Source organism: Larkinella sp. C7 (assembly GCF_006149005.1).
Lineage (GTDB): Bacteria > Bacteroidota > Bacteroidia > Cytophagales > Spirosomataceae > Larkinella.
Genome location: NZ_VBSL01000006.1, coordinates 191,917 through 207,285, shown reverse-complemented (window position 1 = coordinate 207,285; position 15,369 = coordinate 191,917). Strand labels below are relative to the sequence as shown.

Sequence of the window (15,369 nt, the reverse complement as noted above, 5' to 3'; positions counted from 1 at the left end):
ACCTTTGTCGTAACCTTACTTCCTGATGCAAATCCAACTCACGACCACCCAGTCGCTGTCTGTCGACACGCTCATTCTACCGATTCAGCAAACCGATGACTTACCGGAAGTGCTGAATGCCCTGGCCGACCGGTTTAACCTGACACCGACTGCTTTGCAGCACGATTTCAAAGCCGACTTCCGGGAAGTTCTTCCTCTTTACCAATCCGAAGGACGAAAAACGTATCTGCTGGGTTTAGGGAAAGAACTTACCGCCATGGTCTGGCTCCGGTCCTTCCGAGAGTTATTTTTCCGGCAAAAAGACCGGCTGACCCCAACCGTCGGCGTCGATCTGAGCGGTTTTGATGCCGACGTCATCGAGAGTGTGGCGCTGGGCATCCGCTGGGGTGGTTATGACCTGAAACTGCACAGCACGGATAAACCCAAAACCGCTGAGTTTTATTCGGAAGAAGGCGTTCTGGAAATCTATATTGGGGATCAACAGCAGGGTATCGCCGAAGAAGTTCTTCACCGCGCGGAAGCCATTGCGGCCACGCACCGCCAGATGCTGGACCTGATGAATTCGCCGTCCAACTACAAAATTCCGCAAGTCCTGGCCGACTGGGCCATCGCTTCCGGCCAGCAACATGGCTATTCGGTGACGGTTTTCGACAAAACCGAAATCGAACGGCAGGGACTTTTAGCTTTATTGAGCGTCAACAAAGGCAGCGAGCATCCCCCGGTTTTCATCATCGCGGAATACAAGCCCGACGATCTGCCGGATGCTAAAAAAGTGGGACTGGTGGGCAAAGGCGTCACATTCGATACGGGCGGTATTTCCATCAAACCGTCGACCGGGATGCACCTGATGAAGAGCGACATGGGCGGAGCGGCAGCGGTGTTGGGAACGATGGAAGTGGCCGCTAAACTCCGGTTACCGGTTCACCTGATCGGCATTATTCCTTCAACGGAAAACATGGTCGACGGCCACGCCACCAAACCTGGCGACGTCATCGGCTCCTACCTCGGCAAAACCATCGAGGTGATCGATACCGACGCCGAAGGCCGCATCATTCTGGCCGACGGCCTGGGTTATATGGTCCGCAATTTCCAACCCGACGTCCTGATCGACCTCGCAACGTTAACGGGCAGTGTCATCGGCACGCTGGGGTATCATGCTGCCGGTTTGTTCAGCAATAACGACGATCTGACCAGCCAGCTCCTGAAATCCGCTACCCAAACCGGCGAACGGCTGTGGCCGCTGCCACTCTGGGATGTTTACAAGGAAGACATTCAGTCGGATGTGGCCGACCTGAAAAACTTCAGCGGGAAACCGCTGGCCGGTGCCATCAGTGCCGCCAAATTTCTGGAAGTATTCACCGAATCGCACCCCGCCTGGGCGCACCTGGACATTGCCGGCATGGCGTTCACCGACACGGAATTCGGAACGCAAAAGAACGCAACCGGTTTCGGGATTCGGTTATTGATTGATTTTTTGCGGAATGGTTGAAGTAGATGGTTTGATGGTTAAATTGTTAAAAAATGGTTAAATTGGTTACGGGCGTCGTGGAAAAAATAGCCCCGGATTTTAATCCGGAGAAAAGAAATCGCGAAATTGACGATGAACCGTTTCAACGGTTTAAGCACCCAAAACCGTTTTAACCATCAGAATCATTTACCCATCAACAACCATCTAATCCTGATGTCCCAGACATTGTCATTCCTCTGCATCTCAACGTATTTCAAGGGCGAAGCTTTTCTGAAAGCCTGCAAGGAAGCGGGCAACACCGTTTATCTGCTGACCTACGAGAAACTGGCCGATCATCCCTGGCCGCGGGAAGCCGTCGACGAATTCTTTTATTTGCCGTCGCAGGATAATTCGTCGCAGAATCTGGATGTGATGATTAACGGACTGGCGCACATCATGCGATCGCATCAAATTGATCGGGTGGTGGCAATGGATGATTTTGACGTCGAGAAAGCCGCCCTGGTGCGCGAAACGTTCCGGATTCCGGGTATGGGCCAAACCACGGCGCGGTTTTTCCGCGACAAACTGGCCATGCGGATGCGGGCGGCTGCCGATGGCATTCGCGTTCCGGCGTTCAGCAGTCTGTTTCACGACGAAACCATCACCGACTTTCTGCGAAACACGGAAGCGCCCTGGCTCATCAAACCGCGCTCCGAAGCATCGGCCACCGGGATCAAAAAAGTGCATTCGCTGGACGAAGCCTGGCAGGTGATTCATTCGCTGGGCGACCTGCGGCATACGTTTTTGATCGAGCAATTCAAACCGGGGCGCGTGTTTCACGTCGATTCGCTGTCGCAAAATGGGAAAACAATTTTTACCCGCGCCAGCCAGTATCTGGCTACACCGATGGACGTGGCCCACGGCGGGGGCGTTTTCAGAACGGCTATTTTGCCCTTTGACTCCGACGAAGCCCGAAACCTGTACGAACTGAATGATGCCGTTTTAAAAGCATTTCGGATGCAGTCGAGTGCCTCGCATTCTGAATACATCCGGGGTGATCACGATGGGGAATACTATTTTCTGGAAACCTCGTCGCGCGTGGGCGGGGCCAACATTGCCGAACTGGTCGAAATCTCGTCGGGAATCAACCTCTGGGCCGAATGGGCCAAACTCGAATCTGCCATGGCCCGGAATGAACCGTATGAATTACCGGCCGTCCAACACCACTATGCCGGGCTGATTATTTCGCTCGCCCGCCAGCCGTGGCCCAACACCGACTGTTTTACGGACAGCGAAATCGAGTGGCGCATGAACAAGGAACACCACGTTGGTTTCATCGTCCAATCGCCCGACCGCGAGCGGGTTTTGCAACTCCTCGACAACTACATGGAACGGATTTATCAGGAATACCACGCGTCGGCGCCCGTTCCCGACAAACCGACGAATTAACCCTCCTGAAACTTGTGCATTTCTATGCCAATGGATTCCATCAACTGGCTGGCGTTGAAGCTCCGGCAAACGCCGGTTTGCAACTGGTAATCGAAGTGCAGTTTTCCATCAACCACGTCGGACCGGAAGCTGTAATTATGGACAAACGGGTGCGTGGTCGCCAGTTCGCCCAGCTCGACATCGTGGGTGGACACAAAACCGGAGGCTGAGGTTTCATGCAGTTGGAGAATCAAGGCCCGCGCGCCCCGGTGGCGGTCGGCGGAGTTGGTACCTTTCAGAATTTCGTCCAGAAAATACAAAACCGGCCAGTTGGACGTTTGCCGCGTGCGATCGATGAGCGTTTTCAGGCGTTTCAGTTCGGCGTAAAACGATGAGGTGTTTTCTTCCAGCGAATCCTGCGTCCGCATACTCGTAAACACCTGCACCGGTGAACAAATCAGCTTCTCTGCCGCCACCACCGATCCGGCCAGGGCCAGCACGACATTGGTGCCAATCGTCCGGAGAAACGTACTTTTCCCCGACATGTTCGAACCGGTAATCAGAATCGTTTGCCCATTTCCGTCAATTTTCAGCGAGTTGGCGACGCCTTTGTTGGCCATCAACATCGGGTGCCGGGCCTGCTGCGCATCCAGTTGCAGCGGTTCTTCTCTAAACTCCGGAACCGCGTAGTCAGGATGGGCGTAGGCCAGACCCGCCAGGCTGTTCAAGGCTTCGGCTTCGGCCAGCGCATCCAGCCAGTCGTTCAGGTGCGGGCCGTAGGTGCGCTGCCAGCGGTCGAGGGCCTGCAAATAGTGAATATCCCAAAGAGTAACAATGCCGACGAGCAGAAAGAAATACGGATTCCGGCGAAAATTGAGGTTCTCGACCAGTTGGCTCAGCTTGCCAATGGCAGCCGCTGCCGACCGGTTTTCGAGATTTGTTACGGCCTGCAACCGGTGCAAAATAGCCGATTCAAAGCGCGGATTTTCGAGGTGCTTCAACAAGTCGTGGTACGTTTTCAGGGCCTGCGACATCGCAAAGGTCTGTTCGCTCACGTTTTTCGCCCGTTCAGCCGCCTGCCCCAGCAACACGCCATGCACCAGCAGCGAAGCCGTAACGGCCCAGCCCGGCAAATAACCGGTCATCCAAAGCACCAGCAAGGTCAGCGTGATGGCGGGAAACAGCCAGCGGGCGATGGTTAAATACACCGGCAGCGGGTCAGCCGGTTTGGTTGCCCAGTTTTTCAGGGCCTGCGGGGACTCGCCAACGGACGGATTAAGGTACGCCAGAGCCGCCAGTTCCTGCCGCCAGTCGAGCAGAGGGCGCAATTCGGCCACGGCATCCTGGCGAAGCAGCACCTCATCGACGGGAACGGGTGACCGCAGATAAGCCGCCAGTTTGCGGCTCCCTTCGTAGGTATACGTCCGGTTGAGCAATCGAAAAATGGAATGATTCCCGAAAATATCGAGGTCGCCAGCGTAGGGATGGTTGGCATCGGCAAACTCAAGGCCGGTTTCGGGGCGGAGAAATTTGCGTTCCAGCCGGGCGGTTTCGTCGCGGTTGATGAAGGCCAGCCAACGGACGCGATCACGTCGGCGCTGAACGGCCTGGTGGCGTTTCAGCAGCACCAGAAAACCGATTATGCCCAGCAAACCGACACCGATGGCCAGACCGTCCTGCTCGCGATTCAGTAAAAAATAGACCAGAAAAGCCACGCCAACAAACCAGATTACCCGGATGATGGACAGGCGGTTGTAGCCCGCACGGGCTTTCAGTTCTTCCTGTAAAAACCGGGTCTCACGTTCCGCAAAAATCGAATGGGGCATTACAACGCAATGTTTTTATTACAAAGCGAACACACGCCCTGAATCAGTAGATTAGTTTCTTTGCGACTATATCCGGAGGGCAAACTAACCGCCGGAATGAGGGTGTTTTCCAGGCAGGTCGTCTGGCCACACTGTTCACACTTGAAGTGAACGTGGTCGTGGTGGTGGTGATCGTGGGCGCAGGCTTCGCGGCAGAGGGCATATTTCAACCCGCCTTCGTCGTCCAGTACCTTGTGCAGAATGCCCTTGTCGACAAACGTTTTGAGCGTCCGGTAAATCGTCACCCGGTCGAAGTCGTCTTTCAGGCTTTCTTCAATATCGTGGTGTCCCAGGGCGTAATTGGCGGTGAAAAACGTATCCAGCACTTCCTCCCGACAACTGGTATGTCGCAGTTGAAAGTCATTCAAAGTCTGTTTAATGGCAGCGTTCATACCCTTAAAAAGCCGGTGTGGCTCGTTAATTATCCGTTGTTTCAAACTGTAATTTAACCAAATTCGCGTACAAACCGTCTTCCAGGGTGCTCAGTTCGTCGTGCGTGCCCGTTTCGGTGATCTGCCCTTCGCGAATTACGTAGATGGTGTCCACCTTCCGAATGGTTGCCAGCCGGTGCGCAATGATAACGGTCGTGCGGTTTTGCATCAGCACATCCAGCGCTTCCTGCACCAGCCGTTCCGACTCGGCATCGAGCGAACTGGTGGCTTCGTCCAGAATCAGAATCGCCGGATCTTTCAGAATGGCGCGGGCAATGGCAATCCGCTGCCGCTGTCCACCCGACAGTTTAACGCCCCGTTCGCCCACAATCGTCTGGAATTTCTCGGGAAACGATTCGATAAAGTCCAGCGCATTGGCTTTTCGGGCGGCTTCCATCACCTCGGCGTCGGTCGCACCCGGTTTTCCGTACGAGATATTTTCGAGAATCGTGCCGCCAAACAGAATCACTTCCTGCGGAACCACGGCAATATTCTGGCGCAAATACCGGATGTCGATGTCCTGAATGGGTCGTCCGTCGATGGTGATCGAGCCACCCGTCGTGGCATAATACCGCAACAGCAACTGCACAATCGTCGATTTACCGGCCCCGCTCTGGCCCACCAGCGCAATTTTATGCCCCGCCGGAACCTCCAGCGAAACGCCTTTCAGCACTTCGACGTCGGGGCGCGACGGATACGAGAAATGAATGTTGCGAAACCGGATGTCGCCCTGCAACGGGATCGCCAGTTGAGCCGGTTCCGTCTCGGGCAGTTCCACTTCGGAAGTCTCTTCCAAAATATCCAGAATCCGTTCCGAAGCTCCAATCGTTCGCTGAATCTGGGCGTACAGATCGCCCAAACCGCCAACGGCCCCGCCGATGTACATCGTATAAATCACAAACGTTACCAGTTGCGCAAACGTCAGTTCGCCCGCCAGCATCAGTTGGGCACCGTACCAGACCACGCCGACAATGCCGCCAAAGAGCGCAAAAACGATGAATGACACAAAACCGCCCCGGTAGTTCGCCACCCGAAGCGAGTTCTGCACCACTTTATCGAGCGCCGTCGAATAGCGCCGGACTTCATACGGTTCGTTCGTGAAGGCTTTCACCACGCTGACCGACTGCAACGTTTCTTCCACCACAACGTTGGCCTGGGCCAGTTCGTCCTGCGCTTTCCGCGACAGTTTGCGAATGAATTTACCGAAGAAAATAGCCGCCACGATTACCACCGGCACCGTGGCCAGCATGAATCCGGTCAGTTTCAGGGAAGTAAAGGAAATCAGGGCTACCCCAGCCAGCAGCGTAATGATCTGGCGGAGAAACTCGGCCAGCGTGGTCGATAACACGTCCTGCAACTGGGTAACGTCCGACGAAATGCGGCTGGTCAGTTCGCCGACGCGCCGTTGTTCGAAGAAGAAAATCGGCAACGTCACAATTTTCTTGTAAACCGCCCGCCGGACATCGGCCATCGACCGTTCGCTGACCTGCGCGAATAAATACACCCGCGCAAACGAAAACGCCGACTGAATTACCAGCAACCCGAATAAAAGCAGCGTCAACTCGTTGAGTGAACCTGCCGACAGCTTGTTTTCGACTACTTTCAGGATATCGCCCAGCAGTTTCGGGAACACCAGCGTCGTGGCCGACGACAGCAACAGGAATACCAGTCCCGTGATGAAATACCCCTTATACGGTTTGATAAACCGGAACAGCCGCAACGATTTTTTCAGTGCATCCCGGTTTACCTTCACTTTTTTATCTTCTTCGTTCTCTTCAGAACCCCTTCCTCTCTTTGCCATTCTTTTTTCCTGTAAAGTCGGCGAACCGATTATTTTATTTTACTCCTTGTCGTCTTTGAATCCTTTGTAGCCGGATTGCTCAAAAATCTGCCGGGCGTTCGCGTTGTCCATCAGCGCTTTAATACCGGGTTCTTTTTCGTCATAATATTTCCTGACAATCCGCCAGCCCAGCCAGCGGCCAATCGCTCCGGGACTTTTCGAGCTGATTTCGGCCGTAAAAGGCCGTTCGCTCAGGTACCGGTTTTTGATGGCCGGACTCACTTCGTAGAGCAACTGGGCGTCGATGAAATAGGCCCAGATGTCCTCCTGAACGTTGTTAGTCTGCGTCAGTTGCTGGTCGGTGTAACCGATGATGAGGCTGTCGGGCGTGGAGGGCAGCATGGTTTTCGTGAACACGTAGCTTTTCCCGTAATAAACCATGTCGGCCAGTAACGTCTGGTCCTGCTGATTGGTCTTGTTAAACCGTTCCGACAGCGCAAAGAGGACGGTTGGCACAATGAATGCTTTCTGATACCGCCGTAAAATATAGGCCGGTAATCCTTTGGGGCGGTATTTGGCCTCGGGTCCCGCAAAATAATCCAATCCAATTACCACCAGCGAGTCGCTGATGATCAGATCCGGCCCCATGAAACCGGAGACCATCGTGACGACCCTCGGCGGCCTGAAATCCGGGAAGTTTTCGTGCATCCGGTTGAAGGCTTCCGACAGTTGATCCTGCACGTCGCCGAGCGTTCCAAACTCCGCATTAACCTGCTTATACAATACGTCAAGCTCCTTATCGTTAACTCGTTTGAGCAATTCGTTTACCAGAGCCGTATCCTTGCCGAAGGTGGTGGTTCCGAAATAGACTTGAGCAATATCTTTGTGATCGTCCAGCCATGCGCGGATGGCTTCCGGCTTTCGGGAGCCAAAAAGCGTCTGTTCCGGCCGTTCAATCGTTACCAGTTCCTCGGTTTTGGAACACGCATTGAAAATGAGTATACTTACTAAGCAAAAAACAACGGGTGAAATCTTCATCCTTCCTAATGGGCGTTCTCTTGGAAACATACAAATTTATGAAAAAGTTGGGTTCATACCGGTGTTCCGGGCAGATGATTGCGGTAGTCGTCCTGCTTTTGGGCTTGGCAAGGAACGCCCACAGTCAGGGACGGGTGACGGTGCAGGAACCCAGTAAATCGAACAAAACAGCCGACGACGATGGCTGGGGGCAACCGGCACCCCGGAAAAGTAACCGCCGGACCAACACCCAAAACCGCCCCAGTCGCGAAACAGAGAAGGTATTTCGCCGGATTCAGGAAGACGATATCGACTACGCGCCCCCGCAAAAGTTGATTGAAATGAGTTTTCGTGTAGCGCCGTCGGTAACGCTCAATACCGCCGAAGGCTTCAATTCGTATGCAGGGTTCCGTGACAATGGGGCCGCCCTGCGCATGAGCATCGGTCCCAGCATCGATTATTTCTTTTTTAAAGACCGGTATTCACTCAGTTCCGGCATCTGGTATACGATTCACCGGTCGGGGTATCGGATTCCGGGGCAATTCGGGCAGACAGTGTGGGACCCTGGTGCCAAACTTCAGCAGTCTTCCTATAATTTGCAGTATATCCAATTGCCCCTGGCGGTTAAAATGTACGCCAACAACCTGTTTCCCAACGCCCGTTTCTACATTCAGACCGGCGGTTTGATCAACATCAAACTGGCCGAGAAACCGCTCGATTCTGTGCACAACGCCCTGTTTCAGAATGCCGAAGATGGTGGTAACTACAGCCGTCAGTACAGCCGGGGCAGTCTTAGCCTGTTGCTCGGAACGGGCATTCAGTATCGGCTGAACCAGAGTCAGGCGTTGATCATGGGGGTTAGCTACCAGCGGGGTTTGACGGATGTCGCCCGGGCGCGCGATCTGGTTTCAAAAAACCACGTTGTTTCGCTGGATCTGGGGCTGAAATTCTAGCGGTTCCGGTTTTCGTTCAGCAGCCAGTCGATGTCCTGAATGATGCGGTCGGCTTCCACCGCCAGCGTGCCGTTGTAGAGTCCGCGGAGGTGCCCCTGCTGATCGACCAGAATCAGATTTTCGGAGTGTAAAAACCGCGTAGAATCGGCGAGAAAACCCTGCTCTTTCTCCACAAAATAACTCAGACGGGCTACGGTATTGATCGATTTTCGTTTACCGGTTAATAAATGCCACTGATGCCCTTCGATGCCTTTTCGTTCGGCATATCGCTTCAAAACGGGAACGCTATCTCGTTCGGGCGTCACGCTGTGCGACAGGAATTGCACCGCCGGATTGCCCCGGTAGTGATCATAGACGACGCGCACGGTTTCCATCATTTTCGGACAAATGGAAGGGCAGGCCGTGAAGAAAAAATTGGTCAGATAAACCGTGTTCGCAACGGTTTGTTCCGTGATCGTATCGCCAAACTGGTCCGTCAGCCGGAAAGGAAAAACCGTGTGTAGCGTGTCGATCTGGTTTTGATCCGTTGTCCAGATGGGCGTAAAATCAGCCGTGTGGTAATACGGAACGCCCTCCGGTTTTGAACAACCCGCCAGCCACAGGCTACTCAGCAGCCACCCGAACCGCATCGTTCTGCCAACTCGACTGGCAGTTTTTGCGGCCAATATTCCCTTAGTTTCGGCCCTTTCGGGCTTCATAATTCGCAATGAGTGTGCCGTCTGTATCCCAAACCCGTTGCAGCCCCTGTTCGTGGCCCGCCTGATACTGTGATTGTTTGAACAGCCGCCCGTTGGCGTGCCATTCGTGCTGAACACCGCTCCATAAACCCTGTTCAAACAGGTAGTTAAACCGCTTATTCCCATTTTCCCAATAGCCGATATGCCGGCCCTCTTTTTCGCCCTGGTTAAAAAGCCGGACCTCCCGCAACCGCCCTTTTGCATACCAGGTTTTCTGAATGCCGTGTTCCAGTCCATTCCGGTAGGTACCAAGAAAAATCGTATCCGCCCACTCGTTCAGTTGGTAGAACTGGCCGGTAAACGGTTTTTCATTCAGGTAATACCGCCCGTTTTTCACAGATACCGTAGCCGCATCGCGGTTCATAACCAACTGGTTCTGGTTGGTCAAATCCGCGCACGAAGCCAGTCCCAGGAGGGCAACCGCCAGCAGCACAAACCGGTTATTTGGTATATGTCCCCGGCGTCCCATAATAGTCGTTGCCGTTGATGTAGGGATCGGTGGCCGTGATGTGGTAATGGTATATGCCTTTCGGATAATCCGCTGTCGCGTGTGAATGGCCGTGGTATTTATCCAGATCGCTGTTTGTAACGGTTTTGCCATTTTCAACGGGCCCGTAGACCGGAAAACCGTCGAGCAGAAACCCTAACAAAGCTTCTTTGCCTTTGTTGGCGGTCAGGAAAGTCGGTTCGGCGTGGTAATGGTAATCCCCAGCCTGGGCGGGGTGGCCGTTATACTGATCGAAGCTGTTGATTTCATCCGTAAGCGAGGCCTGCATGGCGGCATATTGATTGAAGAACGGAACACCGTTGAGCGAAACGCCAATGGGGCCGCCCGCCGTCGCCGATTTGGTGGTCGCTTCTTTCGGCGAAACCGGCAGCCGGAAGGAATAACTAAAGGACACGATTTTGTTCGGATTCTGCTTCCAGGCGGGATTGGTCCCGGTATAGGCTTCGTATTGCGCCATAGCCCAGCGGGTATTCTGAAAATACGGGCTTTTATGGTCGGGAACGCCCGTTGTTTCGATCGTTACGTAATCGCCGGAACGTGTGATCCTGGTGGCGCCGTAGATTTTTTTGTACACTTCCGGCACGTCCGTCAAAATGATTTCCGATTCGGGGTCAGGATCATTCATGCAGGAAACGGTGATTCCGGCAGCGGTCAACAGGGTCAGGCCGGTCAGGAAGACGGCCAGGATTTTTCTTCTCATCGGTCAGTTTGCGGAAGGCTTTTTCTTTAGACGCGCGGAACCGCTAAAAGCACATTTTCCCGGCAAAACTTTTTTACTGACGAGCATTCACGAGCTCAGATAGCCCCGGTCTTTCAACTCCTGTTCCGGAGCCTCCAGCCGAACGGTTCGCCCGCCGGTATTAAGAAAGTAGACGGAATCGCTGAGATCCAGCACGGAGCGATAGAGATGATCGGACAGAAGAATGCCTTTGCGCTGGGATTCCTGCCGGATCGTCGCGTGCAACTGCTCAATCTGAACCGGCATCAGGTGTGAGAAGGGTTCATCCAGCAACACAAAAGCCGTATCGGATTTCAGAACCAGCAAAATCTCCGCCAGCCGCTTTTCGCCCCCCGACAAACGGCCCATCCGCTGGTTTTTCAGGGCAGCAATTTTTGGATAGTCTCCGGCGATGTCATCCATTTTCACGCCGTACCAGTCGAAAGCCGCCCGGATGGTCAACGAGGGCGGAACGAACGAATGCTGGGGCAAATAGCGAATCAAATCAGGCCGCTGATACGGTTTGTCAAGATAGTGGCCATCGATCCGCACCGACCGGGTTTCGGTCGGCATCAGGCCCATGATGCTTTTCAGCAGGCAGGATTTGCCGCTTCCGTTGCGGCCCAGCAAACCCGTCAGGTGCCCGGTTTGCAGTTTGATGTACACGCTCTGGAGAATTTTTCGACCGCCCAATTGCAGCCAGATTCCGTCGGCTTCCAAGACAGAGGGTTGGCGGTTCATAAAAAGCGCATGAGTTGATACGCCAGACCGATCAGCAGAAAGGCGATCAGCAGATCGATTGCAAATGCCCCAGCGAACAAGACGGTTTCTGACAAACCCAGGTTGTGGTAAAACCAGAATCGCGGTTGCTGATTTTTCCGCACCAGATACCAGACTGCCACCTCGGAGAGCAGCTTGAACCAGAGAAAATAAACCAGAAAAAGCGGAAAGTAATCCCTTATTCGTATCAGACTCACTCCGATCAATCCCACGGTTACGGCGTTGCTGAATACCCGGAACGTTCGGTAAAAAAGAAAAATGGCCTGTAATTTCAAAAGGCGCATAGGAAGCTGATTTTGGGCAAAATAGCGGAATTCCATGACCTCTCGAAATGCCTTAACAAACTTTAACAGCGCCTAAAAAAAGGCCGGATGAACGGCGTTTAAATACCGTGTATGCCCTCTGTTTTTTGCCAAACCAAATGCTTAATTTGCCGAAAACCGTAAGCCTATGAAGCCGCACCTCCAACTCCTTTCCTCTTTGATCCTGCTCGTTCTTTCCGGTTCATTCACCCTGGCACAATCGCCCAAATTGACGGCCCGGGCCGATTCACTTTTCCGGGAATGGAAAAAAACCGGTAGCCCCGGAGCCGCCGTCGGGGTGGTGCATCAGGGCAAGCTGATTTATGCCAAAGGATTTGGTGAAGCCGACGTGGAAACCGGGGCGCCGATTGGCCCGGAAACCATTTTCCATGTGGCTTCTTTGTCGAAACAGTTTACGGCCTTCGGGATTGTGCTGCTGGCGCAGGAAGGCAAACTATCGCTGGACGATGACATTCATAACTACCTGCCGGAAGTGCCCGACTTTGGCAAAAAAATAACCATCCGGCACCTCATTCACCACACCAGCGGCTTGCGCGACCAGTGGAATCTGCTGGCGATGGCGGGTTGGCAACTGGACGATGTCATTACCAAAGAACAGGTCTTCAACCTCGTCAAACGGCAGCAGGAACTGAATTTTGAGCCGGGTTCTGCCTATACCTATTGCAATACGGGGTATACATTACTGGGTGAAATCATCGCCCGCGTAACGAAACAGCCGTTTCGGGAGTGGATGCAAGCACGGGTGTTCAAACCGCTGGGCATGAAAAACACCTTGTTTTACGACGATCACGAACGGATTGTCAAAGGCCGGGCGTATTCGTTTTCGAAAGGCGACGGCCCCAATGCCTACAAAAAAAGTGTGCTAAGTTACGCCAACGCGGGTGCTACCAGTTTATTCACGACGGTAAACGATCTGGCGCGCTGGATTGATAATTTCCGCTCACCCGTCGTCGGCAATCAGGCCACCATGACACAGATGCTGGAACGGGGGCGGCTTACCAAAGGCGACACCCTGCCCTATGCTTTTGCGCTCCTGCATGGCAAGCACAAAGGATTGTCGCACCTCAATCACGGTGGCAGCGACGCCGGTTTTCGGTCCTTTCTGTGCTATTTTCCGAAAGAAGACTACGGTTTTATCGTGTTGAGCAACCAAGCCGAGTTTGATCCGGCCAAAAAAGCCTTCGAACTGGCCGATATTTACCTGGCTTCGCAGTTGAAAGCGGACAAGGTCGTGAAAGCCCCGACGGCTCCGACTCCCGCCAATGTGCATGCCATCGACCCCGCGCTCTTCGATACCTATGCCGGTGAGTATGAACTTTCCGAAGCACCCGGTTTTATCCTGTCGTTCAAGCGGGAGGGCAACCGGTATTTCACGCAGGCTACGGGGCAGGGCCAGGTGGAGATGTTTCCATCGTCCGACACCACGTTCTTTCTAAAAGTCGTGGATGCCAAAGTAATCTTTCATCGCCCGCAAACCGGAAAAGTGAGCCAAATCACGCTTATCCAGAATGGCAATCATCCGGGAAAACGGGTCAAACCATTTGAAATTTCGGTGGAGCAGAAGAAACAACTCGTCGGCCAGTATTACAGCCCGGAACTGGAAACCATTTATTCCATCATTCAGGAACACGATACGCTAAAACTAAAGCATGTCCACCACGGGGAAGTATCCATCAACGTAGTGTCCAGGGATCGTTTGCAGGTTCCCTGGTGGTATGTGCAGACCATCGATGTGGTTCGCAACCCGGCGGAGCAGATTGTGGGCATCCGGATGTCGAACGGGCGGGTTCGCAATCTGTGGCTCCAGCGACTGCCCGATGATTTTGGCACCGGAAAACCACCCATGACGGGTAAATAGATGATAAAAGGGAATTAGTAGTATTTTTTATAACTTAGATACCAAAATTTCCATATCCACCTATGAAACGTTGCTTCTACACCTTGCTTTTGCTATCAACGTCGTTGGCGGTTCGCGCCCAGACTGCTTACAAAGAGTTTGAAGTCGATTCGGCCGCCCGGCCTATTGGCGGCATACCACTGCTGGAAAAGTTTATCGAGGTTAACCGGCGAATGCCGTATTCGGCCGAAGTGAGCCGCACCAAAGGGATTGTCATTCTGTCGGGGGTAGTTGAGCCCAATGGAACGGTTTCGGAAGTAAAAACGCTCCGCAGCCTCCGCCCCGATTGCGACCGCGAGGCCATTCGGGTTCTGAGTCTGTTCAAAGCCTGGAAACCGGCGTTGAAGGCCGGCCAGCCGGTTCGGCAGCAGTTTACGTATCCGGTTCGGTTTGCGCCCAGTCTGGCAAAAAGCGAGCCCGGAGCCAGAACCGCTTACTATACAAACGACGGCGAGCAAACCGGTGATGAATCCCAGGCTCTCTTTCGGCTTGTGACACCTGTCGATACGATGGGGATTCCCAATGGCAATCCGGTTTTTTCTAAACTGGAAGGCGCGAAATGGCAACAGGCACTCGAAAATACGTTCGAAAGAAAACCGCATACCTTCACGAATGAAGACGACCCGGCTTTACCGGACTCCATCAATGGGTACCGTCTGGTAATCAAAGATATACTCCTCCAACTCGACGGCACGGTTTATTCATTTTACCCGGATGGAACCCTGCTGGCCCGCGAACAATATGCAATGGGTCAGCACGTGGGAGAATCGGCTCATTATTATCCAAACGGGATGGTGAAACGGGTTACGGAATATCCGGCGAAAGATCAAACCCGTGAATGGGTATGGTATCCGAACGGGATGCTCCGGCAGGTAACTGAACTAAAGATAGTAGCGATGATGGGTGACGATTACCAGTTGTTGAGTCAGTGGGATATGGCAGGAAACCAAGTGGTACAGAACGGCAACGGGAAGGCAAGTTTTGTATCCAGACAGGATAAGCAGTGGATTACCGAAACCGGTTCTGTCAAAGAGACGCGGAAAGAAGGCATCTGGCAAGGTCAATATGCCGATGGAAAACCGGCTTACCGAGAGTCGTATCAGGGCGGAAAGTGCGTTTCCGGCGTGGCTTATTACGGGCAGGATTCGGTAGCCTATCAGGACCCCATGCAAGACCCCGAATTTGACGGCGGACTATCTGGTTTAGGGCGGTTTTTATCTACCAACCTGCATTACCCGGAATATGCTGCCAGAGCCAACATCCAGGGCAAGGTTTTTGTCAGTTTTGTAGTCTGCGAAGACGGTAGCCTTTGCAATTACGATGTCATCAAAAGTGTCCATTCGACCGTCGACAAGGAAGCGTTACGGGTCGTGAAAGCTTCCAACGGCAAATGGAAACCGGGGTCCATCCGGGGTCGGCGGGTACGGGTCAAATACAACTTACCGATCAATTTTGCTCTTGAATAAGACATTATGGGTGGGATGA

Annotated in this window: 14 protein-coding genes; 5 read left to right on the top strand and 9 right to left on the bottom strand. The window is 53.4% G+C overall.

The features are described 5' to 3' along the window. The first annotated feature begins 25 nt into the window (after nt 1-25). Together FH871_RS17115 and FH871_RS17110 are read left to right on the top strand one after the other, a co-directional pair. Nucleotides 26-1,489, top strand: a complete 1,464-nt coding sequence (locus tag FH871_RS17115) for a M17 family metallopeptidase (protein WP_138992637.1) — start codon at nt 26-28, stop codon at nt 1,487-1,489. A 192-nt stretch (nt 1,490-1,681) separates the two neighbouring features. Next, nucleotides 1,682-2,896, top strand: a complete 1,215-nt coding sequence (locus FH871_RS17110) for an acetyl-CoA carboxylase biotin carboxylase subunit family protein (RefSeq protein ID WP_138992636.1) — start codon at nt 1,682-1,684, stop codon at nt 2,894-2,896. Here FH871_RS17110 and FH871_RS17105 read toward each other — a convergent pair. From FH871_RS17105 to FH871_RS17090, 4 genes are read right to left on the bottom strand one after another with little or no spacing between them, the layout of a single operon-like run. After that, complete coding sequence (locus tag FH871_RS17105; RefSeq protein WP_138992635.1) at nt 2,893-4,701, bottom strand: DNA mismatch repair protein MutS; 1,809 nt, start codon at nt 4,699-4,701, stop codon at nt 2,893-2,895. The genes FH871_RS17110 and FH871_RS17105 overlap by 4 nt on opposite strands. Next, on the bottom strand, nt 4,701-5,132 hold the full coding sequence (locus tag FH871_RS17100) for a Fur family transcriptional regulator (protein WP_138992634.1): 432 nt from the start codon (nt 5,130-5,132) through the stop codon (nt 4,701-4,703). The genes FH871_RS17105 and FH871_RS17100 overlap by 1 nt, the downstream gene beginning before the upstream one ends. Before the next feature lie 25 nt (nt 5,133-5,157). Beyond that, a complete protein-coding gene (locus tag FH871_RS17095) occupies nt 5,158-6,972 on the bottom strand; it encodes an ABC transporter ATP-binding protein (RefSeq protein WP_138992633.1) in 1,815 nt (604 codons plus the stop codon). Nucleotides 6,973-7,011: 39 nt separating this feature from the next. After that, nucleotides 7,012-7,989, bottom strand: a complete 978-nt coding sequence (locus FH871_RS17090; RefSeq protein ID WP_138992632.1) for a gliding motility protein — start codon at nt 7,987-7,989, stop codon at nt 7,012-7,014. A gap of 38 nt (nt 7,990-8,027) precedes the next feature. Between FH871_RS17090 and FH871_RS17085 the strand changes: the two genes are divergently transcribed. Next, entirely contained in the window at nt 8,028-8,921 is an 894-nt protein-coding gene (locus tag FH871_RS17085; protein WP_138992631.1) for a porin family protein, read from the top strand. Here FH871_RS17085 and FH871_RS33175 read toward each other — a convergent pair. The 5 genes from FH871_RS33175 to FH871_RS17065 form a co-directional block, all read right to left on the bottom strand. Then, complete coding sequence (locus FH871_RS33175; protein WP_171062868.1) at nt 8,918-9,550, bottom strand: SCO family protein; 633 nt, start codon at nt 9,548-9,550, stop codon at nt 8,918-8,920. The genes FH871_RS17085 and FH871_RS33175 overlap by 4 nt on opposite strands. Nucleotides 9,551-9,593: 43 nt before the next feature. Beyond that, nucleotides 9,594-10,127 carry a toxin-antitoxin system YwqK family antitoxin gene (locus tag FH871_RS33170; RefSeq protein WP_171062867.1) on the bottom strand — a complete coding sequence of 178 codons (534 nt, stop codon included), beginning with the start codon at nt 10,125-10,127 and terminating at the stop codon, nt 9,594-9,596. Continuing rightward, nucleotides 10,099-10,866, bottom strand: a complete 768-nt coding sequence (locus FH871_RS17075; protein ID WP_138992629.1) for a YHYH protein — start codon at nt 10,864-10,866, stop codon at nt 10,099-10,101. The genes FH871_RS33170 and FH871_RS17075 overlap by 29 nt, the downstream gene beginning before the upstream one ends. Nucleotides 10,867-10,953: 87 nt before the next feature. Further along, nucleotides 10,954-11,625, bottom strand: a complete 672-nt coding sequence (locus FH871_RS17070) for an ATP-binding cassette domain-containing protein (protein ID WP_138992628.1) — start codon at nt 11,623-11,625, stop codon at nt 10,954-10,956. Beyond that, the gene (locus FH871_RS17065) at nt 11,622-11,948 is read right to left on the bottom strand and encodes a hypothetical protein (RefSeq protein ID WP_138992627.1); all 327 of its coding nucleotides are present in this window, start codon (nt 11,946-11,948) and stop codon (nt 11,622-11,624) included. The genes FH871_RS17070 and FH871_RS17065 overlap by 4 nt, the downstream gene beginning before the upstream one ends. Nucleotides 11,949-12,114: 166 nt before the next feature. Here FH871_RS17065 and FH871_RS17060 point away from each other — a divergent pair, with 166 nt between their 5' ends. Beyond that, nucleotides 12,115-13,845, top strand: a complete 1,731-nt coding sequence (locus FH871_RS17060; protein WP_138992626.1) for a serine hydrolase — start codon at nt 12,115-12,117, stop codon at nt 13,843-13,845. Nucleotides 13,846-13,907: 62 nt separating this feature from the next. Then, nucleotides 13,908-15,350 (top strand): TonB family protein, encoded by a 1,443-nt coding sequence (locus FH871_RS17055; protein ID WP_138992625.1) that lies wholly within the window; start codon nt 13,908-13,910, stop codon nt 15,348-15,350. The last annotated feature ends 19 nt before the right edge of the window (nt 15,351-15,369 follow it).